Source organism: Actinoplanes flavus (genome assembly GCF_017592555.1).
GTDB classification, from domain to species: domain Bacteria; phylum Actinomycetota; class Actinomycetes; order Mycobacteriales; family Micromonosporaceae; genus Actinoplanes; species Actinoplanes flavus.
In genome coordinates this window covers 28,462-47,499 of sequence record NZ_JAGFNS010000008.1, presented here as the reverse complement: position 1 = coordinate 47,499, position 19,038 = coordinate 28,462, and the positions used below count along the sequence as shown (strand labels likewise).

Sequence of the window (19,038 nt, the reverse complement as noted above, 5' to 3'; positions counted from 1 at the left end):
GTCACCGCACTGATCGACCGTCTCGACGACGCCGACCCGGAGGCCGTGCGGACATGTGGAACCGGCTGCACGACCGCGTCCAGGCCGCTCTGCTCACCGCCGACGACGCACAGCGGACGGAGGTCCTCGAACCACTGCTCGAGATGTTCGGGTAGTCGCCTCGCCTCCGTGAGCTCAACCCGTACGAAGACGGGATTTGGCTGGTGTTCTGGGGTTTTGGGCGAGAGACGCGGCGCTTCTCAACCGCGGGCGCAGTGCCCGCACACGCCGCGCCGCCGGAAGTAGTAGGCGAGCGCGGCGGCCGCCAGCGCGATGCCCCACACCGGCCACACCATCTCCGGGACCGTGGCGCCCCAGTCGTCCCTCTGGTTGTCGAAGGCCCCTTGGAAGTGCAGCCGGATGTACATGACTCCGGCGACCGTCACCATGATGGAGACCAGCGTGGCCGGGACGACGGCCAGCGAGATGGGCACTCGCCGGCCCCGGAGGCCGATCATCCACCGCGGGAAGACCTCGCCCCAGCGCTGCACCAGGCCCAGGGTGAGCAGCGAACCCAGTGCTCCCATGGTGGCAAGCGCGGCGCCGACGACCCAGAGGTGTTCCGTCTTGCCCTCCTCCCACAGCTCGTCGGAGATGCCGAGCGGGAAGCCCAGGGCCCAGGCCCACCGCGTGGAGGCATACAGCAGGGGAACGATGACCGCCGTGTACGCGGCTCTTCTGCCCCAGCGGGTGGCGGCCTCCGGTGAGGTCCAGCCGGCGCCCGCAGCGGTACGCCCGCAGCGGGTGCACGCGCCGGACACGCGGCGCTGGTAGACGACCGCCGACGCGACCATGAGGCTCACCGAGACCACCGCGAACAGCTGGTTGACGACGGTCCAGTTGATCGCACCGAACCTCAGCATGAGCACATAGGCGAGATTGCCGAGGAGCCGGAAGTCGGCGAGTGTGCAGAACACCGCGGCCGCCGAGAACACGGAGGCGCCCACGAGCAGGGGAGTGGGGATCCGTCGCCGGCCCGGCAGCGCCAGCAGGAACGCGACCGCTGCGCTGCCCAGGAACCAGCCCGCGAGCCACGGTGCCAGCCGGTCACGGCCCAGGTGCTGGAAGGCCGAATACTCCGGGTTGGCGTCGTCGGCGCCGAACGGGAAGCCGTTCCCGCCGAGAGCCCAGTAGGTGTGAGCGAGCCCGTACAGCAGGAGGGCGAGGAAGGCCGCGTGACCGATCAGCGCCGGCCGGTCCACCCGCCCGCGCGCCGAGTGGGGCAGATGTCGCTCCCTCGAGGTGCCACTGGTCATGCGTCGCAGTATCGGAATCGTCCACTGTGGCTGAGCTGAGGTGAGCTGACAACCGTCTCAGGAAAGCTGTCCCGTGGCACGCCGGGGCCGGCGGCGACGAACTCGGAAAAGCGCCGATTCGCCGGTGGCTAGGCTGCTCGACATGCTGGCGCGCTCCGTCGAGGCCACTTTCAGGCTAGAGTCCTAGGAAGCCTTAGCGGTGGTGCGGTGGGCCGCAACGATTGCCAGGGCTTCATCGACAGGGGAGGCGGCGCGGTGATCAGGCAGTTCGGGTGGCGTGACTACGACGCCGTGACGCGCGTGTGGGAGGCCGCCGGCCGGGAGGTCGTCCCACGCGCCGAACTCGAGGCCAAACTCGCCCGCGACCCCGAGCTGTTCCTCGTCGCCGAGACCGGTCGCCGGATCGCCGGAGTCGTGATGGGCGCCTACGACGGCCGTCGTGGCTGGATCCTGCGGCTCGCCGTCCACCCGGACCACCGCCGCCAGGGCATCGCCACCCGCCTCGTCGCGGAACTGGAGGCCCGGTTCGTGCGTTTGGGCTGCCCCCGGGTCAACCTGCTGGTGCTGCCGGACAACGAGTCCGGGCTGCGGTTCTGGCAGGAACTCGGCTACCTGCCGTGTCCCGACGTGCTGTGCACGAAACCGATGCGGGGCGCCGTCAGCGAGGGGTGAGCCCGCTCAGCAGCGCGGACAACCCCGCGCCGAACTCGGCCTCCGGCGTGACCGCGGCCGCGTCCCGGGCGGTGCTCGCCATCAGCGGGAAGTCGCTCTGCGCGGCGATCACCTTGGTGCCGGCACCGGCCAGCGGGCCGAGATGCTGCAACTGGAGCACGCCGACCATGTAGCCGGTGATCGCGCGCAGCGCCGTGACCCGGGCCGGTCCGTCGTAGCCCGCCGCGGTGAGGATCCCGAGTACGGTCTCCGACCAGCGCAGCAGATGCGGTGACCGGTGCCGGTGGGTCATCAGCAGCGGCACCACGGCCGGGTGTGCGCCGACCGCCACACGTACCCGTTCGGCGAGCGTGCCGATCGCGCCGCGCCACGGCGTGTCGCCGGCGGCCGGGGTGGTGTCCACGTCGGTCAGGACCAGTTCGACGACCAGTGCTTCCAGCTGGTCGCGGCCGTCGACGTACCGGTAGAGGCCCATCGTGCTGATGCCCAGCTCGGCGGCGACCGTGCGCATGGTGAGCGCGTCGAGGCCGTCGCGGTCGATGACGGCGAGCGCGGCGGCGGCCAGTTGGGCGGTGGTGAGGGAGCGCGGTCTCGGCATGGCGCGGATAGCGTACCGTCAGATTTTAAGCGTACGATGTACGCCTACGATGTCAGGAGGCCAGATGCTGTCGCTCACCGCCGTTCAGGACGGCACGCCCGTTGCGGTGCCGGACCCGGTCCGCATCGTCCATCTCCAACTGCGCCGCTTCGCCGGCTGTCCGATCTGCCACCTGCACCTGCGCTCCTTCGTCCGCCGCCACGACGACCTCGAGTCCGCCGGCATCCTCGAGGTGGTCGTCTTCCACTCCACCGCCGACGAACTGCGCCCCCACGTCACCGACCTGCCGTTCCCCGCGATCGCCGACCCCGAGCGCCACCTCTACCGACGGTTCGGCGCCGAACCGTCCGCCCGCTCGCTGCTCGACCCACGCGTCTACCCGTCGGTGGTGCGCGCCGTGACGGTCGGCACCGTCGCATTCCTGCGCGGCCGCGCCAAACTGCCGAGCCGCAAGCCGACCGGCGGCCGCCTGGGCCTGCCCGCCGACGTACTGTTCGCGCCCGGCGGCGACATCATGGCCCGCAAAACCGGCACGCACGCCGACGACCAGTGGTCCGTCGACGAGGTCCTGGAACTGGCCCGATGAAGAACCCCGACCGGTACGGGGTGGGAGCGCCGGTCGACCTGCGATCAGCGGGTGGGGCGCCTTTGCAGAATCCCGACCGGTACGAGGTGGGAGCGCCCGAGAACCTGCGATCAGCGGATGGGGCGCCATTACAGAAATCGCTGGCGACCTGCCGTCAGCGGGTGTGACCCTTCTGCGGCATTCCGACCCCGAACGCCACGGTCATGAGCGAATCCCCGCAGCGCTTCCACGGCGTTGCGGGTTCGGTCCGTGCAGCTCAGCGTGGTTTGTTATGGCCGCCTGGACGCGGCATTCATCCTAGGATGCCTTAGGCGGTGTGCGGCAAGCCGCACCCCATTCCGCCGACCACACGCTGTCTGCCGCGTCGGCCGGGGGTCGTGCGGACAGTGATCGACGATCATGGTGATGACCTGCGGGTATGGCCATAATGGGCGCCATGGGAATCGTCCGCTGGTTCGTCGGGACATGCGTCTCGCGGATCTACCTGGCGCTGGTCGCCACGATCACGACCTACGTCGTGGTGTCGGAATCGATCGAGGTGGCGGGATCGGGAGCCACCGACAGCATGCCGGAGATCATTTTGCTTCCGCTGTCCATGCCGGGGGTGCTTTTGACGCTGCCGGTGATCAACACGATGCAGGATCCCTGGTGGCTGTCGCTCGTACTGTGCGTCGCCGCAGGGGCCTTGATCAACGCTGCGGGCATCAACGGGCTAGCCGCACTGCTGCGACGGTTCCGGGCGCGTCGAGACGAGCCCCGTACGCCGGCGGTCAAGGTGATCCGCTGACTCGATCTTGCCGAGAGAGCGCTGTGTTGCGGCGGCGCGAGTCCTGGCCGTCCCTACGTCGGCAGGGAAGACGGGACCGTGGAGCAGGTGGCCGTGGCGTGCGGGCCGTGGGCGGTGTTCTCCGTGAGGACGACGTTGGCGCCGATGGTGACCCGGCAGCCGATCGTGGTGCCCGCGCCGGTGCCCTCCGCGCGGGCGGTGAGGCTGACGATCATGACAGGTTCGGTGAGGGACCGGGTGATGGTGGTGCGCCACGGTGCGGCGGCGCGGAGGTGAGTGGGGGACTGGCCGTACTCGTACGCGTAGGTGATGTCGGCATTGCCGTCGCCGGTCACCTCGAGCGCCACCTCGACCGGCATCTCGAGCAGCGGAACCCGGTCGGCGGGCGTCGACGTGGGGGCGGCGACGGGTGGTGGGGCCTGTTCGGACGATCCGCCGAAACCACAGGCCAGGGTGCCACCGGTGAGGGCTGCGATAGTGATGACGGTGATCGCGTTGCGGTGCACGGCGGTGATCATATGCAGTCGGTGAGGCGGCGGCACTCCCGCTGGTCGTGGGCGAGTCCAGGATCAGCCGCGGTCGGATCCGACCGGTCCGGCGGCGAGCCGGCCGGGGCGGGCATCGTCATCGACCTGCCCCGTGGGGTTGCCACGTGCTTGCGCTGGAGGCTTCACCGCACCGATGAACAACCTGGACAGCTCAGCACGGTCGTCAGGGCCTGATCCCGGTCACCGGGCGGCCGTCTTCCAGATAGTGGACCCGTTTGGACTCGAAGGCGGCGCGGACCCGGCGCCGGACCGGTCCGCTGAGCAGCGGCAGCGCCTCCTTGAGCGGCAGGACCCGGCTCTCGGCGATCTCCACGGGCTGGATGACCACGGTGTCCAGGACGGCGTCGTCGACGACACCGCAGTCGAAGAGGAAGCGCAAACCTCCGGGACGCCCGGGTCTGGGGCGCCGGAAGTCCAGGCACACGAGCCGGCCGGTGGTGACGTCGAGGCCGCACTCCTCCCTGGTTTCGCGGCGACAGGCCTCCCAGGGTGACTCGCCGACCTCGATGACACCGCCCGGGATCGTCCAGCCGCCTTTGTAGGTCGGCTTTAGGATGAGCAGACGGCCCTTGCGTGCACGTATCAGAGCTCCGGCGGAGGCCGGGACGGTCGGGAGCACGACCGGGACATCGAGGCGTGCACCGGTGACGACGTCGCGCATGCCTCTGATGCTAGGCACCTCTGCGGCGTCTGACCGGTGCTCGGCGCAACCGTGGCGACCACGGTCGAACCTGGCGGTGGTGAACTCCGTCCAGCTGGTCTGTGATGCTGTCTCAGCACTGCTGACCAGCACTGCGAGCCAGCCGGTCGGTTCCGGCTGATTGTGAGGGGCTGGTTCGAGCACGAGTCAGCACTGGGAGCCCGCTCGCCGGTTTCGGCTGGTGGTGGGGGCTGGTTCGAGTGCTCCGAGACCGCGCTGGGAGCCAGCTGGGTCAGGGTGCCGGCAGAGGGCACCGGCGGTGATGATGTTCAGCTGGCTATGTGGCGGCATTCGTGCTGGTCGTAGGGGAGTCCGGCGTCGCGGAAGCGGAGTGAGCAGCTGCCGTTGCGGGGTTGCCAGAGGCGATCGTTGTCGGCCAGGGCGTGCAGGAACGCTCGTTGTGCGGGAGTGAGGGTCACGTCGGGGCTGTACGGTTCGGGGAAGGCGTAGCTCAGTAGTGGCCCCCAGGTCATGTCGAAGGCGGTCCAGTTCTCCTCCGCGGCGATGCGGCAGGCGGGTTCGGCGATGTCGTCGAAGCCGTCGGTGAGGCGGATCGCGGCCTCGACCAGCTCGCATCGTTCCACTCCGGCCGGTGTGGGCTCGGCGAGCGCGTTCAGGATCAGTGCGCGGGCGTGGGGGTCGTCCTCGTGGATGAGGGCGGCGCGCAGCCGGACGGCCGGGTGGGGGTCGGTGAGCCGGTCGCGGACGTCGGCGCCGACCAGGCCCAGGTAGTAGAGCCACGGTTCCGGGTCGCCGTCGTCGCCGGACGACCAGCGGTGCAGACAGGCGATGACCTCGTCGCGCCGGTCGGCGAGCTGCGGGAGCTGGGCGATCCTGGCGAGGTTGTGCGCCCGCAGGTGGGTCGGATGGGCCTCGGTGAGGGCGAGCACGACCGGGTGGGCGGTGGCCGCGGCTTCGGCGAGGTCGTTCAGGTCGGCTGGGTGATAGCGGTGGTTGTCCAGCTGCGTGGCGCTGAACGCGGCATTGCCGAGGAACTCCACGACCGCGTCGATGTCGTCGGTGTGGATCCGGTCTTCGCTGAGCAGGATGGTGAGATGGCGGACCACGGGTGCGGTCGCCGTCTCGGGGAAGTTCCCGTGCAGGACGGTGTATTCGAAGTGGTCGAGGGCGGCGGCACGCGCGGAAGCGTCGCCGTGTTCGAGGGCATGCAGATGGCCGGGCGTGTCGGTGGCCGACCCGTTGGCGTGTCGCAGCCGGCTCCAGTCGACGGTCATCGCATCCGTCCGCGGTCCGGCTCGAAACTCATCGCCGGTGCCGGAAGGTGGGCGCGGCCGAGTGTGGCGCGGCGGCCGTGGCGGTTGTCCAGGCCCGCGACGGATTTCCGGTGCCGGAAGGGAGGCGTGGCCCGGCGTGGTGCAGCGGTCACCGCGATGTTCCTCAAGCTGTGATGGGCCGGGAGGCCGGGCATGGGCGGTCATTGGAATCCTGCCATCCCGTGCCGGGGCGGCAGGCCACGGGCCGTCATCGGGACCGTGCCGTGCCGTGCCGGGGCGGCTGGGTGGCGGTCATCGGGCCCGTGCCATCCCGTGCCGGGGTGGCTGGGTATGGGCGGTCATCGGGATCGTGCCGTGCCGTGCGCGGCGGGGTGGCTGGGTATGGGCGGTCATCGGGATCGTGCCGTGCCAGGCCACGCCTGGCCTGGCACGGCGGCGGGCGGTTATCGGTGGTTACCGTTGACGAGGACCCGGGCCAGGGCGACCGTGGTGAGGCCGGCGGCTACGACGGTGAGCAGGCCGACGCGCAGGCCGGCGTGGTCGGCGAGGTAGCCGACGAGCAGGGGGGAGAGCAGGAAGCCGCCGCGCAGCATCCAGCTGACGATCATGAGGCCGGTGCCGGGGGCGAGGCCGGGTAGTTCGTCGGCGGTGTGCATGGCGGCCGGAACGAGGGTGGCGACGCCGAGTCCGGCCAGGGCGAAGCCGCCGAGCGCGACCGGGATGGAGGCGACGGTGAGGGCGGCGCCCATGCCGACGGCGGCGAGGGCGGCGCCGGCGCGGACGACGGTGCGCTGGCCGAAGCGGTCGACGGCGCGGTCGCCGGTGAGGCGGCCGATGGTCATGGCGGTTTGCAGGGCGACGACGGCGAGTCCGGCGGTGGCGGCGCCGGCGTGCAGGTCGGTGAGGTAGATGGCGCCCCAGGAGGCGCCGGCGTCCTCGACGAGGGCACCGCAGGCGGCGAGGATGCCGAGGACGGCGAGCAGCGGTACGGCGCGTGAGGAAATGGAGGGGCCGGTCTGCACCGTGCGTTCGGTGTCGTCGGGGCCGGGCAGCGTGTAGCGGTAGGCGATCAGGGCGACGGTGCTGAACAGTGCCGCGGAGGTGGCCAGATGGAGGCCGAGGGGCAGGTTCAGGCCGGCGGCGGCGGAGCCCATGAGGCCGCCGAGGACGGCGCCGACGCTCCAGACGCCGTGCAGGGAGTTGACGATGGAGCGGCCGTAGAGGCGCTGGACGCGCAGGCCGTGCGAGTTCTGGGCGACGTCGACGATGGAGTCGAGGGCGCCGACGACGAACAGGACGGCGGCGAGGGTGTAGACGTTCGGGGCTACGGCGACGCCGAGGGTGGCGATCGTGGTGAGCAGGATGCCGAAAGCGCCGACGCGGGCGGATCCGAAGCGGCGGATGGCGGTGGCGGCGAGCAGCCCGGCGAGCAGGGCACCGATCGGGAAGGCGGCGATGGCGGTGCCGAGGGCGACGTTGGTGAGGGCCAGGTCGGCTTTGATCTGTGGGTAGCGGGGGACGACGTTGAAGAAGATCGCGCCGTTGGTGAGGAAGAGCGCGGCGACGGCGGCGCGGGCGTGGCGGGCCTGCCGGGTGGGGGCGGCCGTGGTGACGGTGGTCAAGGTGGACTCCGGGTATGGCTGATGGCGGTTTGTCGGTGGGGGGGGTGGGGGGCAGAAAGCGGCCACGCCGCGTGTGGCGATGGCGGTTCGTCGGTGGGGCGGCGGGAAACGGCCGCGCTCACGGCGTACCGAGGAAGGGGTGTTCGAAGAGTCAGCGCAGGTAGCGCTCGATGGCGTGGCGGATCTGGGCCGGTGTCATCGGGTCGGTGGAGAGCGCGCTGTGCAGGGTGAGGCCTTCGATGAGGGCGTCGACCTCGCGGGCGGTGGTGGGGTCGAAATGGCGTTCCAGGGCGTCGCGGCTGCGCTGCATCCACGCCTGGGTGACGGCTTTGAGGCGCGGGTTGCGGGCGGCGGCGACGTAGAGCTCGACGGTGAGGACCAGGTCGTGGCCGGGGCTGAGCAGGTCGTCGGTGACCAGGGTGATGACGGCTTCGACGGCTTCGTCGCGGGTGCGGGCGGCGGTGAGGCGTTCGTCGAAGACGCGGGCGATGCCGTCGGCGTGCCGGGTGAACGCTTCGGTGAGGATCTCGTCGAGGCCGGCGAAGTGGTAGGTCATCGAGCCGAGCGGCACGTCGGCGGCGCGGGCGATTTCCCGGTGGGTGGTGCCTGCCACGCCACGGTGCGCGATCACCTGCAAGGCGGCGTCGATGAGGCGGTCGCGCCGGTGCGGGTCGTGGCGCCGGGTTCGCCGGGCGGTTGCGGTGGGCGCGGGCTCGCTCATGGTCAGGAGATGGTACGGACGACGCGCGCCGGATTGCCGACGGCCACCACGTTGGCGGGCAGGTCCCGGGTGACGACCGAGCCGGCGCCGACGACGGTGTTGTCGCCGATGGTGACGCCGGGCAGGACGATGGCGCCGCTGCCGAGCCACACGTTGTCGCCGATGACGATGGGTTCGGCGGCCTCCCACTTGTCGCGGCGCGGTTGCGGGTCGACCGGGTGGGTGGGGGTGAGCAGTTGGACGTTGGTGCCGATCTGTACATCTTCGCCGATGGTGATCGGGGCGACGTCGAGGGCGATCAGGCCGTAGTTGGCGAAGGTGCGGGCGCCGATGCGGATGTGGCTGCCGTAGTCGACGCGCAGCGGTGGCCGGATGTCGACGTTGTCGCCGATCTCGCCGAGGAGTTCTTCGAGGATGCGGCGGCGTTCGGCCGGGTTGCGGGCGGAGGTGGCGTTGTAGGCGTCGGTGAGGTCCATGGCGCGCAGGCTGTTCTCGGCCAGTTCGGGGTCGTCGGCGATGTAGAGGTCGCCGGCGAGCATCCGGTCGCGCATGCTGCGGCTGTCGGTGTTCATATGTACGACGGTACACATCATGCGTACGTTCGTACATAGTGATTGATGCAGAATGCTCGAGTGACCTTGCACGAGGGTGAACTTGCCGTTGACGAGTCCGTGGTCCGGGCGCTGCTGGACGCACAGTGCCCCGAATGGGCCGGGTTATCCCTGGTCAGAGCGGGTGCCGGGACCGAGAATTCGATGTACCGGCTGGGGGACGAGCTGCTGGTGCGGCTGCCGCGGACCCCGGACCGGGCCGCGCCGTTGCGCAAGGAACGGCAGTGGCGAGCACTCGACGGTGTGGGATCTGCCGGCGGGTGCGCGTCACGCGTACCGGGAAGGTCTCGATCTGGACGACGCGACCTGGACACGCGCCCGCGCCTGGGCCGTCGCGGTGGCCGCGAGCGGCGTCGCCTACTACTGGGACACGTTTCCGGCGTTCGTGGCCGAGTGCCGGGCCCGCCTCGCGAACATCCTTTCTACCTAGAATCCTAGGATGGCTTAGCGGCAGTGCGGCAAGCCGCACCCAGACCAAAAACCCGAAGGACGGCTTCGCCGACAACACCTAAAGAGCAATCGGCCGGTACGAGAGGATGAAGTCGACCAGCTCGGTGACGCTCGCGTCCGTGAGGTGCGCCGGTGGGTGGTAGAAGACGGAGACGGCAGCCGGGCGGACCGTGTTGGTCTCGAACAGGTGCACGTAGAAGTCGGTGTCCGGGTCGACGGCGACGATCCGTTCGGCGATCTCCACCAGCTCGTCGCGGGTGATGTCCGGGATCTTCGGGTACGAGGGCCAGGCCGCCTCGTACGCGAACTCCTCCAGCGTCTGCGTGGAGTGGTAGCCGCGGAAGTCGTATTCGTCGTAGTTGTTGCCGGTGTCGGCGTTGAAAGCCTCGATCAGGAAAGTCGCGTCCTCGCCGTGCTCGAGGCGGTCCTCGACGGCGGTGATGGCGGCGGCGAGTTCGGCGAGGCGTGCGGCCGGGATGCGGGGTGGCAGGAGTTCGGGGCGCAGGTGCACGGCCGCATTCCATCACGGGCCGTCATCGAGTCACGCGTCGCCAGCGGCGGACCTGGGCCGTCACGGGCGTCGTCGGGTCAGGCGAGGTCGCGGCGGACCCGGGCCATAGCGGAGGCAGGATCGGGCTGAGCATGTAGGCGGTTTTCGGGCGGACGGGTTTCGGTGCGTCCCTCCGGGTCGGGGAACTGCCGGAGGGTAACCGTGCGCCTTGACCTTGACACTGTGGCAACGTCTTGACTGGGTGCATGAGCTTGGTTGACGGGTTGAGTGCGGCGGCGTCGTCGGTGCGGTTGCGGGCGGTGATGGCTGCGGGGACGAGTGCGGAGCCGGGGCTGTTGGAGGCGCTGGTGGGGCGGTGTGCGGTGGAGCCGGACTTCTTTGTGCGGGACATGCTGACGTGGGCGTTGACGCGGTTGCCGGTCGAGGTGACGGTGCCGCGGTTGCTGGTGGAGTTGGAGTCGCCGGTTGCGCAGGCGCGGAGTCAGGCTCTGCACACGTTGTCGAAGATCGGGGACCGGAGTGTGTATCCGGCGGTTTCGGGGGCGTTGCTGCATGACGGGGACGACGAGGTGGCGCGGGCGGCGTGGCGTGCGGCGGTGGCGCTCGTGCCCGAGGGGGAGGGTGAGCGGCTGGCCGGGGAGTTGGCCCGGGAGTTGGGGCGGGGGGACCGGGAGCGGCGGTTGAGTGTGAGCCGTGCGCTGGTGGGGCTCGGTTCGGTGGTGGAGCCGGTGTTGGAGGCGGCGATGGGGAGTGTGGAAGTGGCGGTGCGGGAGCATGCGGCGGCGACCGGGGTGTTGTTGCGGGATCCGGAGGTGGGTTTCGACGCGGCGGTGCATGAGGCGACGCGGATCATGGCTTTGGGGTAGCGGGTGTTGATCGGTGAGGTGGCGCGGCGTTCGGGGGTGAGTTCCCGGATGCTGCGCCATTACGAGTCTCTGGGGTTGGTGCGGCCGACCGGGCGGACGGTGGGTGGGTATCGGGAGTATCGGGCGGAGGACCTGCGGCGGATCTTCGAGGTGGAGGCGTTGCGGTCGTTGGGGTTGTCGTTGCGGCAGGTGGGACAGGCGCTCGAGGATCCGGGGTTCGAGCCGGCGGCGTTGATCGGTGAGTTGATTTTGTGGGCTGAGGATCGGGTGCGTCGGGAGCGGGAGTTGTTGGAGCGGCTTCGGGCGGTGGATGCGTCGTCGCCTGCGGGGTGGCCGGATGTGTTGCGGATCGTGGAGTTGATGCGGGGGTTGGGGTCGCCGGATGCGGCGCGGCGGCAGCAGGCGGTGCTGGCTGGTGAGGATGTGCCGGTGCCGGTGGAGTTGTTGGCGGGGGCGGTGCTGGCGGAGGCGGATCCGAATGTGGCGGGTGCGTTGCGGTGGGCGCTGGCGCGTTCCGGTGGTGGTGAGGGGGTTTCGAGTTTGGCGGTGGGGGTGTCGTCGGGGGATGCGGCGGTGCGGCGGCGGGCGGTGGTGGCGCTGGGTGAGATGCCGGGTGACGAGGTGGTGGCGGTGCTGGCGGATGCGCTCGGTGATGTGGAGGTGTCGGTGCGGGGGCCGGCGGCGTTGGCGTTGGGGTCGCGGGGTGTGGTGGGGGCGGTTCCGGTGCTGGTGGGCATGGTGGTCGATGGTGTGAATGATGTGGAGGCGGCTGAGGTTCTGGGTGAGTTGGCGGTGGATCCGGGGCGGGCGGATCTGATTGTGGGGGCGTTGGCCGGTGAGTTGGCCGCGCATGCCGGGGATCGGGCGGTGCGGTTTCGGTTGGTGCAGGCGTTGGCGGAGTTGCCGGGGGAGGTCGGCCGGGGTCTGTTGGTGGAGTTGGCGGGGGATGGTGATCGGGCGGTGGCGTTGTTCGCCGGGACGTTGTTGCGGCGTCCGGTCTAGTGCTTCGGGAAGCGGGGGGGGGGGGGGGGGGCCCGCGGGGGGGGTGGGGGGGGGGGGGGGGGGGGGAGGGGGGGGGGGGGGGGGGGGGGGGGGGGGGGGGGGGGGTGGGGGTGGCGGGCGGCGAGCATGAGCAGGCCGGTGATGGGGAGCAGGTTGAGGTCGGCCGCGGCGAGCAGGACGGCGGTGAGTAGGAGGACGGGGCTCCACCAGGGCAGGGTTTTGGTGAGGGCGGCGAGGATGACGATGCCGATGAAGAACAGTTGTGGGCCGATGTCGTAGATGGCGAGTTGGATGCCGGGCAGGTCGGTGAAGTCGTGTTGGAGTCGGGTCATGTCGGCGCGGTCGTCGGCCAGTGCGGCGGTGGTGATGTCGGCGGTGAACTGGACGATCGAGGTGGCGAGGCCGAGCAGGGTGGCGGTGGTGACGGTTTCGCGTAGTGGGCCGGGGCGGGTGTGGGCGCGCAGGTGTCGGATGATCGGGATGAACAGGAGCATGCCGGCGAGGCCGAAGAGGTGGGCGAGTTGCCAGTCGGGGCCGGGGCCGTAGCGGTCGTCGAGTTTGCCGATGATGCGGGTGATCCCGTAGGCGGTCATGGCGAGGGGGCCGAGCAGGAGGGCGGCGCGTGTCATGTGGACGATCCTGGTGGGCGGTGGCCCTGGTGTGCCTCCGGGCGGTGACCCGGAGAGTTCCCGGAGGTGGTGACCCTTAGACGGTCAGGAAGGTGGGTGGGTCGTGGCGTAGGAAGTCGTGGTGGGAGATGTCCCAGCCGTAGGCGCCGGCGCGGGCGAAGAGGAGGAGGTCGCCGGTGCGTAGGCGGGTGACGTGCTGGGCGCGGGTGAGGACGTCGCGGGGGGTGCAGAGTTCGCCGACGGCGTCTACTTCGGTGTCGGTGACTTCGAGGCGGGGGTATGGGTGGGGCCAGTCGTCGACGGGTAGGACGGTGAAGGGGTGGCTGTAGCCCCAGGCGGCGGGGAGGCGGAAGTGGTGGGTGCCGCCGCGTAGGACGGCGAAGGTGCGGCCGTGGGTGGTTTTGAGGTCGAGGACTTCGGTGGCGTACCAGCCGGCGTCGGCGGCCAGCCAGCGGCCGGGTTCGAGGATGAGTTCGAGGCTGTCGGGCACCTGCACTGAGGCGAGTGGGGTGAGGTCGATGGAGGTGTCGGACTGGTAGTCGACGCCGAGTCCGCCGCCGGCGTTGACGATGCGGATGCTCAGGTCGTACCTCTGGGCGGTTTTGAGGGACCAGCCGATCGCTTGGGTGAGGAAGGCGGCGTGCGCGTGTCCGTCGAGGTTGTTGGAGACGGCGTGCAGGTGGAAGCCGATGACCTGGATTCCGTCGGGCAGGTTTTCGAGGATGCCGGGGAGTTGGGTTTCGTCGATGCCGAACGGGGTGGGGGCGCCGGTCATGGTGTGGCTGCCGGAGAGGGTGGGGGCGGTCCGGTTGATGCGCAGGCAGATGTCGCCGTGGTAGCCGAGGGCGGCGAGGCGGCGTAGTTCGTGGGCGCTTTCGACGTTGATGAGGGCGCCGGCGGTGATGGCGGCGGCGAGTTCGGTGTCGGTTTTGGCGGGGCCGCCGAAGGCGATGCGGCGGGCGCCGGCGTCGAGGGCCAGGGCGAGTTCGCCTCCGGAGGCGACTTCCAGCCCGTCACAAGCGGCGGCGAGGGTACGGACGACGTGGGGGTGTCCGTTGGCTTTCACCGCGTACAGGAGGGTGGTGTTGGCGGGTAGCGCGGTGCGCAGTCGGGTGGCGCGGTCGCGGAGGGTCCGGGTGTCGTAGAGGTAGGCGCAGCGTGGGGTGGGCAGGCGGCGCAGCAGGTCGTGGTGGTCAGACATGGAGGGGGTTTTTCACGGGGATGTGGATGTCGCCGGTGCCGGCCAGGCGCATGCGGACGAGGGCTTTGTGGGGGATGGTGGGGGCGGTGAGCCAGGTGTGGTCGGCGGTGGCGTGGGGGTGGGTGCGGAGGGCGTCGTAGGTTTCGTCGACGACGGTGCGGATGAGGCGCCAGGCGTGGTTTTCGTCGAGGTTGTGGGTTTCGCCGAGGCGGATGACGAGTTCGCCGAGGTGGGCTTGCAGGGCGGTGTAGGCGAGTTTGGCGCGCAGGGTTTCGGTGTCGGTGGTGGTGATGACGCTGCCGGGCCACAGGTCGATGGTGTGGCCGGTTTGTTGGAGGCGGCCGGGGTGCAGGCGTAGGCCGGCGAAGTCGCGCAGGGCGAGGCGGTGGGGGTGTCCGCCGAGGAAGGTGGGCAGGCAGTTCTGGAGGTGGGCTTCGAGGGCGATGCCGTGGGTGGCGAGCCGTAGCAGTGGGGGCAGTAGGAGGCGGGTGTAGTCGGTGAGCCAGGTGGCGGGGTTGCCGCCGGTGGCGTCGACGAGGCCGGCGATCACGGTGGTGCGGGTGGTGGGGTCGTAGGCGGGTAGGGCGCCGCCGGGGATGGCGTGTTCGCCGGGTTGGAGGCGGCCGGTGAGGCCGGTGCGGGTGATGGCGGACAGGTCGCGGCCGGATCCGGCGGGTACGGCGGCGCCGGCGGGTTCGGTCATGAGGATGAGGCGGTGGCCGTCGGGGTCGTCGTCGACGAGTTGGTGTAGGAGGTGGGAGAGGGCGGGGCCGTTGCGGGTGGCGGCGATGCTGATGCTGCGGCGGGTGGAGGTGACTTGGATGTCGAGGCTGACTTTGAGGTAGGTGCCGCCGGGTAGGAGCAGGGTGCGCAGGGCGGCGGTGGGGATGGCGTCGAGGTGGCCGTCGACGCGGCGGAGGGTGCCGTCGGTGAACAGGTCGTGGTAGCGGTGCAGGACGGTGTCGTGTTGCCAGGCGTGGACGGGTTGGAGTCGGTAGCCGGGGGGTGCTGGGGGCAGGTCGAGGTAGGTGCCGATGTCGTCGCCGAGGTGGGCTTGGTCGTGGACGGCGATGAAGCGGATGGCGGTGTGGCCGGATTCGAGGTCGTGGGCGAGGACGTCGGCGGTGTCCCAGCCGAGGCGGGTGCGGCCGCAGGGGTGCAGGTTGTGTCCGGCGACGGCGAGGCGTTCGAGGTGGACGGCGGTGGTGTCGGGGTCGGTGCCGGTGGGGATGTGCGCGTCGTAGCGGGCCAGGGCGATGGCGAGGTTGAGGACGGCGTTGCGGATCTCGGCGGTCATGGTGCCGGTGGTGTCGATGCCGGTGAGGAGGTCGACGGGGTCGTCGACGCCGGCGTGGGGGTATTCGACGCGGTGGAAGGCGTGGGTGTGGCCGCCGGGGGTTTTCGGGGTGAGGTTTTCGCGGACGAGGGCGGCGCGCAGGCGGCGGCCGACGGTGTCGGCGGCGTGGGGTAGGTGGTTGAGGAAGCCGTCGACGAGGTGGGGTGCGTGGACGGTGAGGGCGGCTTCGGTGTGGGCCGCGGCGGTGGCGATGCGGATCATGGTGGTCCTTTTCGCGGGGTGGCTCAGGCGAACGCGGCCATCGGGTTGGGTAGGTGGGTCCATTGGTCGTGCAGGGGGTCGGTGGCCAGGCGCATGGCGGTGGTGGCTTTGACCGGCAGGGGGTCGGTGCGCAGTTTCGGGTCGGCGTGGCGCAGGGCGGTGGCGAGGAGTCGCCAGAGCTTGTCGGGTTCGGCGTGGTGGTGGTGGCTGAGTGCGGTGATGGTCTGGCGGGCGACGGTGGTGAGGGCGGCGGCGGCGAGTTTGGTGCGTAGTTCGGTGGGGTCGTCGGTGGGTAGGTCGCCGTGCAGGTGGGGGGCGCCGGCTCGGGTGTGGACGCGGATGCCGCCGAGGTCGCGGTAGAGGGTGCGGACGGGGCGGCCGCCGGTGAGCTGGATGAGGGTGTTCTGGCCGTGGGCTTCGAGGGCGACGCCGCGGTCGAGGAGGGTGGCGAGGGGGGCGAACAGGACGGTGCCGAGGTCTTCGAGGAAGGCGTACGGGTCGTCGATGGTGTCGAGGATCGCCGGGGTGGTGGCGAGGACGCCGAGGGGGATGGCGCCGGGTGGTGGGGCTTGGCGGATGAGGTGGGCGAGGTGCCGGTCGGGGCCGTGGTCGGTGATGGCGGCGCCGGCTTCGGTTTCGGTGAGTACGTCGAGTGGCAGGTCGGTGGTCAGTGTGGTGAGGAAGGCGGAGAGGCGGGGGCCGTTGTGGACGGCGGCGGGGGAGACGGTGCGGACTGCGGAGGTCATCTGGATGTCGACGGCGGTTTTGATGTGGGGGCCGCCGTCGATGGGGGCGACGGTGCGTAGCGACATGAGGGGGCGTACGGGGGTGGTGGGGCCGTCGTCGGTGAGCCACGGGTGGCGGTCGAGGAGGTGGGCGGCCTGCCAGGGGTGGGCGTAGAGGATCGGGGCGGCGGTGCCGTACCAGCGGTGTGGTGGGACGCGGAGGCGGCGCAGGGCGAAGGTGGGGTGGTGTTCGGGGGCGTAGGCGAGCAGGTCGGCGACGGTCATGCGGGTGCGGGTGCGGCAGCAGGGGTGCAGGGGGTGGCCGTCGACGAGTAGTTGTTCGGCGTGGCCGGGCTGGTCGATGCCGGTGAGGGTGGCGGGGGTGGGGTTGGCGGCGCGGGCGAGGGCGAGGTTGGCGACGCTGTTGGCGATTTCGGTGGTGAGGTCGGTGCCGGGCCACAGGTGGGCGGTGAGGGCGGCCGGGTCGGTGACGGGGGTGCCGTCGGTCAGGACGGTGAGGTGGGGTGGTGGTTCGGTGAAGGGGGTCGCGGCGGTGGTGGGGTAGGTGACGGTGGTGTGGGTGAAGTGGACGTGGGTGTGGCCGTGGTGGTGGTGGCGGGCGGTGAGGCCGGGTAGGGGTTCGTGTTCGAGGGCGTGCAGGAGGCGGGCCAGGATGGCGGCGTGGGCTGCGGGTAGGGCGGTGTCGTAGCCGGCCAGTAGGTCGGGGCGCAGGTCGGCGAGTTGTTTGCGGGTGCCGGCGGGGTCGGCGGTGTGGGTCGGCACAGGCTCATTGTCGCGGTCGGGGTGGTGGGTGTCGGGCGGGGACGGCGGGGCAGCGGTGGTGATCACAGTCGGGGATTTCCCCCACGCCACTAATCCGATAAATTCTCGTATTCATTGGTGAAGGGGTGTGTGTCGTGGACGTCGACGTCATCGTGGTGGGGGCCGGCCTGGCCGGATTGGCGGCGGCCCGCGAGCTCACCGCCGCCGGCAGGAGTGTGGCGCTGGTCGACCAGGAGAATCCGGCGAACCTGGGCGGGCAGGCCTGGTGGTCGTTCGGTGGCCTGTTCTTCGTCGGCAGCCCCGAACAGAAACGGGCCCGCATCACCGACAGCGTCGAGCTGGCCTGGCGGGACTGGAGCAACAGTGCCGGCTTCGACCGCCTCGGCCCGGGCGCCGAAGACGAATGGGCGGTCAAGTGGGCGCGGGCGTACGTCGAGTTCGCGGCCGGCGAGAAACGGTCCTGGCTGTCCGGGATGGGGTTGAGCTGGCTGCCGTTCGCCGGCTGGGCCGAACGCGGTGACCTGCGCGCTGACGGGCACGGCAACTCGGTGCCCCGGTTCCACGTCACCTGGGGTACCGGCACCGGTGTGGTCGCCCCGTTCGCCGCGGCCGCGCACGAGGCGGCCGGAACCGGCCGGCTGCGGTTGCACCACCGGCACCGGGTCGACGAGCTGATCGTCGAAGCGGGTGCGGTCACCGGCGTACGCGGGGTGCTGCTCGCCGCCGACGACGCCGCCCGCGGCGTGTCGTCCAACCGTGATGTGATCGGCGACTTCGAACTGCGGGCCCAGGCGGTGATCGTCACGACCGGCGGGATCGGCGCCAACCACGACCTGGTGCGCCAGTACTGGCCGGACCGGCTCGGTACCCCACCGGCCAGCATGATCACCGGTGTTCCGGCGTACGTCGACGGCCGGATGCTGGGCATCGCCGAAACCGCCGGGGTGCGGCTGGTCAACCGCGACCGCATGTGGCATTACGTCGAAGGTGTCCGCAACTGGAACCCGATCTGGCCCGGCCACGGCATCCGCATCCTGTCCGCGCCGTCGCCGATGTGGTTCGACGCGGTCGGCCGCCGCCTGCCCGCCCCCTACTTCCCCAGCTACGACACCCTCGGCACGCTCAAATACCTGCGGTCGACCGGCCACGACCACTCCTGGTTCGTGCTGTCGCAGCGGATCATCGAGAAGGAGTTCGCGCTGTCGGGCAGCGAACAGAACCCGGACCTCACCGCCGGTGACCGGCGTGCCTTCCTCAAACAGCGGATCGTGGGCAAGGGCGCGCCCGCCCCGGTCGAGGCGTTCAAGAAGCACGGCGCCGACTTCGTGGTCGCCGACACCCTCGACGAGCTGGTCGCCGGCATGAACAAGCTGACCGAGCAGCCGCTGCTGGACGCGGGCCTGCTGCGCACGCAGATCGAGGCGCGGGACGCGCAGATCGCCAACAAGGTCACCAAGGACGCGCAGGTGCAGGGCATCCACAACTCGCGCCGCTACCTCGGCGACCGGATCGGGCGTACGGCGGCGCCGCACCGCATCCTCGACCCGGCGGCCGGGCCGCTGATCGGCGTGAAACTGCACATCCTCACCCGCAAGACGCTCGGCGGCATCCAGACCGACCTGGACTCGCGGGCGCTCGGCGCCGACGGGGCGCCGATCCCCGGCCTGTACGCGGCCGGGGAGGTCGCCGGATTCGGTGGCGGCGGCGTGCACGGCTACAACGCCCTGGAAGGCACGTTCCTGGGTGGCTGCCTGTTCTCCGGTAGGGCGGCCGGACGGCACGCGGCCGCCAGCCTCTAAAGCCGCAGCCTCTCAAGCCCCAGGATGTCGGCCTCGATCCGCGGGTCGAGGCCCGGCACCGGCCGGGGGGGGGGGGGGGGGGGCCCCCCCCCGCCCGGGGGCCCCCCCCCCCCCCCGGGCGCCGCCCGGGGCCCGCCCG

General features: G+C 70.8%; 20 protein-coding genes. 7 read left to right on the top strand and 13 right to left on the bottom strand.

The window, feature by feature from the left end; translation table 11 throughout:
- Nucleotides 1-239: 239 nt before the first annotated feature.
- The gene (locus J5X75_RS13740) at nucleotides 240-1,295 is read right to left on the bottom strand and encodes a hypothetical protein (RefSeq protein ID WP_208467752.1); all 1,056 of its coding nucleotides are present in this window, start codon (nucleotides 1,293-1,295) and stop codon (nucleotides 240-242) included.
- Nucleotides 1,296-1,550: 255 nt separating this feature from the next.
- Here J5X75_RS13740 and J5X75_RS13735 point away from each other — a divergent pair, with 255 nt between their 5' ends.
- Nucleotides 1,551-1,967 (top strand): GNAT family acetyltransferase, encoded by a 417-nt coding sequence (locus tag J5X75_RS13735; protein ID WP_307798065.1) that lies wholly within the window; start codon nucleotides 1,551-1,553, stop codon nucleotides 1,965-1,967.
- Here J5X75_RS13735 and J5X75_RS13730 read toward each other — a convergent pair.
- Nucleotides 1,954-2,565, bottom strand: coding sequence for a TetR/AcrR family transcriptional regulator C-terminal domain-containing protein (locus J5X75_RS13730; RefSeq protein ID WP_208467751.1), 612 nt, complete (start codon nucleotides 2,563-2,565; stop codon nucleotides 1,954-1,956). The genes J5X75_RS13735 and J5X75_RS13730 overlap by 14 nt on opposite strands.
- A gap of 64 nt (nucleotides 2,566-2,629) precedes the next feature.
- Here J5X75_RS13730 and J5X75_RS13725 point away from each other — a divergent pair, with 64 nt between their 5' ends.
- Nucleotides 2,630-3,151 (top strand): AhpC/TSA family protein, encoded by a 522-nt coding sequence (locus J5X75_RS13725; protein WP_238487921.1) that lies wholly within the window; start codon nucleotides 2,630-2,632, stop codon nucleotides 3,149-3,151.
- 436 nt (nucleotides 3,152-3,587) lie between these two features.
- A complete protein-coding gene (locus tag J5X75_RS13720) occupies nucleotides 3,588-3,938 on the top strand; it encodes an SCO4225 family membrane protein (protein WP_208467749.1) in 351 nt (116 codons plus the stop codon).
- A gap of 53 nt (nucleotides 3,939-3,991) precedes the next feature.
- Here the strand turns inward: J5X75_RS13720 and J5X75_RS13715 are convergent, their stop codons facing one another.
- The 6 genes from J5X75_RS13715 to J5X75_RS13690 all read right to left on the bottom strand — a co-directional run bounded on the left by J5X75_RS13715 (nucleotide 3,992) and on the right by J5X75_RS13690 (nucleotide 9,336).
- Nucleotides 3,992-4,456, bottom strand: coding sequence for an MmpS family transport accessory protein (locus J5X75_RS13715; RefSeq protein WP_208467748.1), 465 nt, complete (start codon nucleotides 4,454-4,456; stop codon nucleotides 3,992-3,994).
- Nucleotides 4,457-4,649: 193 nt separating this feature from the next.
- Complete coding sequence (locus J5X75_RS13710; RefSeq protein WP_208467747.1) at nucleotides 4,650-5,147, bottom strand: NUDIX domain-containing protein; 498 nt, start codon at nucleotides 5,145-5,147, stop codon at nucleotides 4,650-4,652.
- 308 nt (nucleotides 5,148-5,455) lie between these two features.
- A complete protein-coding gene (locus tag J5X75_RS13705; RefSeq protein WP_208467746.1) occupies nucleotides 5,456-6,421 on the bottom strand; it encodes a hypothetical protein in 966 nt (321 codons plus the stop codon).
- A gap of 443 nt (nucleotides 6,422-6,864) precedes the next feature.
- Nucleotides 6,865-8,043 carry an MFS transporter gene (locus tag J5X75_RS13700; RefSeq protein ID WP_208467745.1) on the bottom strand — a complete coding sequence of 393 codons (1,179 nt, stop codon included), beginning with the start codon at nucleotides 8,041-8,043 and terminating at the stop codon, nucleotides 6,865-6,867.
- 151 nt (nucleotides 8,044-8,194) lie between these two features.
- A complete protein-coding gene (locus J5X75_RS13695) occupies nucleotides 8,195-8,764 on the bottom strand; it encodes a TetR/AcrR family transcriptional regulator (protein ID WP_208467744.1) in 570 nt (189 codons plus the stop codon).
- A gap of 2 nt (nucleotides 8,765-8,766) precedes the next feature.
- Entirely contained in the window at nucleotides 8,767-9,336 is a 570-nt protein-coding gene (locus tag J5X75_RS13690; protein ID WP_238487919.1) for a sugar O-acetyltransferase, read from the bottom strand.
- Nucleotides 9,337-9,616: 280 nt separating this feature from the next.
- On the opposite strand from J5X75_RS13690, the gene J5X75_RS44240 reads away from it, so the two are divergent.
- On the top strand, nucleotides 9,617-9,805 hold the full coding sequence (locus J5X75_RS44240; protein WP_238487917.1) for a hypothetical protein: 189 nt from the start codon (nucleotides 9,617-9,619) through the stop codon (nucleotides 9,803-9,805).
- Nucleotides 9,806-9,883: 78 nt separating this feature from the next.
- Here the strand turns inward: J5X75_RS44240 and J5X75_RS13680 are convergent, their stop codons facing one another.
- Nucleotides 9,884-10,336 carry a hypothetical protein gene (locus J5X75_RS13680; RefSeq protein ID WP_208467743.1) on the bottom strand — a complete coding sequence of 151 codons (453 nt, stop codon included), beginning with the start codon at nucleotides 10,334-10,336 and terminating at the stop codon, nucleotides 9,884-9,886.
- Between the two features lie 245 nt (nucleotides 10,337-10,581).
- On the opposite strand from J5X75_RS13680, the gene J5X75_RS13675 reads away from it, so the two are divergent.
- Nucleotides 10,582-11,202: a HEAT repeat domain-containing protein gene (locus J5X75_RS13675; protein ID WP_208467742.1), complete on the top strand. Its 621-nt coding sequence runs from the start codon at nucleotides 10,582-10,584 to the stop codon at nucleotides 11,200-11,202.
- Between the two features lie 3 nt (nucleotides 11,203-11,205).
- A complete protein-coding gene (locus J5X75_RS13670; RefSeq protein ID WP_208467741.1) occupies nucleotides 11,206-12,204 on the top strand; it encodes a MerR family transcriptional regulator in 999 nt (332 codons plus the stop codon).
- Here the strand turns inward: J5X75_RS13670 and J5X75_RS13665 are convergent.
- The 4 genes from J5X75_RS13665 to J5X75_RS13650 all read right to left on the bottom strand — a co-directional run bounded on the left by J5X75_RS13665 (nucleotide 12,201) and on the right by J5X75_RS13650 (nucleotide 17,100).
- Nucleotides 12,201-12,833, bottom strand: a complete 633-nt coding sequence (locus J5X75_RS13665; RefSeq protein ID WP_208467740.1) for a hypothetical protein — start codon at nucleotides 12,831-12,833, stop codon at nucleotides 12,201-12,203. The genes J5X75_RS13670 and J5X75_RS13665 overlap by 4 nt on opposite strands.
- Before the next feature lie 76 nt (nucleotides 12,834-12,909).
- Nucleotides 12,910-14,034: a type III PLP-dependent enzyme domain-containing protein gene (locus J5X75_RS13660; protein WP_208467739.1), complete on the bottom strand. Its 1,125-nt coding sequence runs from the start codon at nucleotides 14,032-14,034 to the stop codon at nucleotides 12,910-12,912.
- A complete protein-coding gene (locus J5X75_RS13655; RefSeq protein ID WP_208467738.1) occupies nucleotides 14,027-15,592 on the bottom strand; it encodes an IucA/IucC family protein in 1,566 nt (521 codons plus the stop codon). The genes J5X75_RS13660 and J5X75_RS13655 overlap by 8 nt, the downstream gene beginning before the upstream one ends.
- Nucleotides 15,593-15,615: 23 nt before the next feature.
- On the bottom strand, nucleotides 15,616-17,100 hold the full coding sequence (locus J5X75_RS13650) for an IucA/IucC family protein (RefSeq protein ID WP_307798064.1): 1,485 nt from the start codon (nucleotides 17,098-17,100) through the stop codon (nucleotides 15,616-15,618).
- A 134-nt stretch (nucleotides 17,101-17,234) separates the two neighbouring features.
- Here J5X75_RS13650 and J5X75_RS13645 point away from each other — a divergent pair, with 134 nt between their 5' ends.
- On the top strand, nucleotides 17,235-18,899 hold the full coding sequence (locus tag J5X75_RS13645) for an FAD-binding dehydrogenase (protein WP_208467737.1): 1,665 nt from the start codon (nucleotides 17,235-17,237) through the stop codon (nucleotides 18,897-18,899).
- Nucleotides 18,900-19,038 lie beyond the last annotated feature (139 nt).

What these genes read in the sequence shown, in the direction of transcription:
- J5X75_RS13740 (WP_208467752.1), bottom strand. Translation starts at nt 1,295, where the DNA reads ATGACCAGTGGCACCTCGAGGGAGCGACATCTGCCCCACTCGGCGCGC.
- J5X75_RS13730 (WP_208467751.1), bottom strand. Translation starts at nt 2,565, where the DNA reads ATGCCGAGACCGCGCTCCCTCACCACCGCCCAACTGGCCGCCGCCGCG.
- J5X75_RS13725 (WP_238487921.1), top strand. Translation starts at nt 2,630, where the DNA reads ATGCTGTCGCTCACCGCCGTTCAGGACGGCACGCCCGTTGCGGTGCCG.
- J5X75_RS13720 (WP_208467749.1), top strand. Translation starts at nt 3,588, where the DNA reads ATGGGAATCGTCCGCTGGTTCGTCGGGACATGCGTCTCGCGGATCTAC.
- J5X75_RS13715 (WP_208467748.1), bottom strand. Translation starts at nt 4,456, where the DNA reads ATGATCACCGCCGTGCACCGCAACGCGATCACCGTCATCACTATCGCA.
- J5X75_RS13710 (WP_208467747.1), bottom strand. Translation starts at nt 5,147, where the DNA reads ATGCGCGACGTCGTCACCGGTGCACGCCTCGATGTCCCGGTCGTGCTC.
- J5X75_RS13705 (WP_208467746.1), bottom strand. Translation starts at nt 6,421, where the DNA reads ATGACCGTCGACTGGAGCCGGCTGCGACACGCCAACGGGTCGGCCACC.
- J5X75_RS13695 (WP_208467744.1), bottom strand. Translation starts at nt 8,764, where the DNA reads ATGAGCGAGCCCGCGCCCACCGCAACCGCCCGGCGAACCCGGCGCCAC.
- J5X75_RS13690 (WP_238487919.1), bottom strand. Translation starts at nt 9,336, where the DNA reads ATGAACACCGACAGCCGCAGCATGCGCGACCGGATGCTCGCCGGCGAC.
- J5X75_RS13675 (WP_208467742.1), top strand. Translation starts at nt 10,582, where the DNA reads ATGAGCTTGGTTGACGGGTTGAGTGCGGCGGCGTCGTCGGTGCGGTTG.
- J5X75_RS13665 (WP_208467740.1), bottom strand. Translation starts at nt 12,833, where the DNA reads ATGACACGCGCCGCCCTCCTGCTCGGCCCCCTCGCCATGACCGCCTAC.
- J5X75_RS13660 (WP_208467739.1), bottom strand. Translation starts at nt 14,034, where the DNA reads ATGTCTGACCACCACGACCTGCTGCGCCGCCTGCCCACCCCACGCTGC.
- J5X75_RS13655 (WP_208467738.1), bottom strand. Translation starts at nt 15,592, where the DNA reads ATGATCCGCATCGCCACCGCCGCGGCCCACACCGAAGCCGCCCTCACC.